General features: G+C 61.2%; 1 protein-coding gene and 1 pseudogene. Both read right to left on the minus strand.

What is annotated here, in order from left to right; genetic code table 11:
- Positions 1-265 precede the first annotated feature (265 nt).
- Positions 266-1,396, minus strand: a complete 1,131-nt coding sequence (locus Q7T84_RS07215) for a ferritin-like domain-containing protein (protein WP_304807187.1) — start codon at positions 1,394-1,396, stop codon at positions 266-268.
- 231 nt (positions 1,397-1,627) lie between these two features.
- Positions 1,628-2,034: pseudogene (locus Q7T84_RS07220) on the minus strand (ferritin-like domain-containing protein); the annotation flags it as partial.

Consider the following 2,034-nt stretch of genomic DNA (forward strand, 5'->3'; position numbering starts at 1 on the left):
GATGATTGCTGTGGCGAGGGCGCGCATGGTCGAAACGGATAACTGCTGTTCGATGAAATGAAAATGTTCGCGAGAATTACCCGCGGGCACATGAACGGGATGGGAATAAAATGGGGCTATTCAGCGGCGATCATAGCCCGCGCGACCATCGGCCCTTGGGGATCGCGCGCCCGTTGCCCGGCCGACATGAAAAGCGGCGCCCCAGCCTAGCCGCAGCGCCGCCTAGGTCCCGTCTATCGCCGGGACAAGCCGATATTGCGCGGCCCTATTCCGCCGCGATCGAGACGTTGGCGGCGACGCGGTCCTTGAAATTGATCTTCTGGAGGTACTTGATCCCCTCCTCGGCGATGTCGTCGCCGACCATCTTGTCGCCCTCCGCCTTCAGCTCATCCATGTCGACATAGAGGCCATAGAAGGCCCGGGTGCGGTCGGTGATGATGCCGGCGTTGAGCAGGGTCTTGATCAAGACCCGGAAGATGTTGCTGGCTTCCTTCATGTCCTCCCGCCGCGCCTCGTCTGTGGCGATGAGCTGGATTTCCTCCAGCACCCTGGCCGGGTCGAGATCGAACTCGGCATAGAGCGCGACCTGTTCCGACGGCGAGACCAGGTTGAACAGCACCGCCTGGAAGCAGTGGGCGGCCCAGTCCTCGACGATCTGGTGCTCGGCCTCCGAGAGTTTCGGAATGGTGCGGTCGGCCCAGATCTTCCCAAATTTGTGGTGGAAGGCCTCGTCGGTCATCACCAGCTGCATCAGCTGGCGGCCGAGCGGGTCGTTGAGCTTCTGGTAGAAGGTGGCGAAGGCGCCCATGGCCAAGCCCTCGACCAACATCTGCATGCCGATGATCTTCTTGTAGACCTCGGGGCTGGCGATGATGTCGACCAGCAGGTCCTGCAAGACCTTGGAGCACTCGATCGGACGGCCCCAGCGCGCCTTGATGTACTTGGCGAAAGCCGTGACGTGACGGGCTTCTTCGCGGGTCTGGTTGGCGGCGTATTCCTGCGCGCCCTGGTCCAGCAGCACATGGCACAGCGAGGCCGAGAGGTTCAGCGCGCCCTGCTCGCCATGCAGGATCGAGGAGAACGAATAGAGCAGCGACTTATTCACGAACTGCGCGCGCAGCTCGGGCGTGTTGAGCTTGGCCTTGACGTAGTCGGTCTGCAGGGCGGCGACCAGTTCTTCGCCAACCAGAGGCTGGGTCTGCATGTCCCAGGGCGCCGAGAAGTCGATGTATTTGGGGTCCAGCGGATCCCAGAAGTGGTCATGGGTCGCGGAGATGATCTTGTCGAACGCCGTCGAGCGCGCGTTGTAGCGGTCGAGATCGAGCATCGACTCAAAGTCGTCCGGCGCTACGGCCTCGTAGATCAGGTCCTTGGTGATGTTGCCGTCAGCAGACATGTCGAGGCTCCGATGAACTGGGTCGGCAAACTCCAACACCGTTACGAGAGAGGGTCAAAGATAAATGACGACCCCGTCAAATTTGTAATGAACGCTGATCACTCAAGCTTCTTTCGCCCCGCTCACCCTGGCGAGAGCCGAAGCCCAAGCTAAGCCGGCATACGAAAAACGGCGCTCCAGCAAGCTGAAGCGCCGCTTAAGTCCCGGCTCTCGCCGGGAAAAGCGAAGTTCCTACTCGGCGGCGATCGAGATCGCCTTACCGATGCGGTCCTTGAAGTTGATCTCTTGGAGGTACTTGATTCCCTCCTCGGCGATGTCGTCGCCAACCATGCGGTCGCCCTCGGAGCGCAGCTCCTCCAGGTCGCCATACATGTCGGAGAAGGCCGGGGTGCGGTCGGTGTTGATGCCGGCGTTCAGCAGGGTCTTCACCAGCACGCGGAAGATGTTGGATTGCTCCTTCATGTTCTCGCGGCGAGTCTCGTCGGTGACCATTTGCGCCATCTCGGCGATCACGCGGTCCGGGTCGAGGCCGAACTCTTCATAGAGATCGCGCTGCTGGCTCGGCGAGACAAGGTTGAACAGCAAGGTCTGGAAGCAGTGCGCCGCCCACGTCTCGATGATCTCGTGCTCGGCTTCCG

It is taken from the genome of Phenylobacterium sp., assembly GCF_030654915.1.
Lineage (GTDB): Bacteria > Pseudomonadota > Alphaproteobacteria > Caulobacterales > Caulobacteraceae > Phenylobacterium.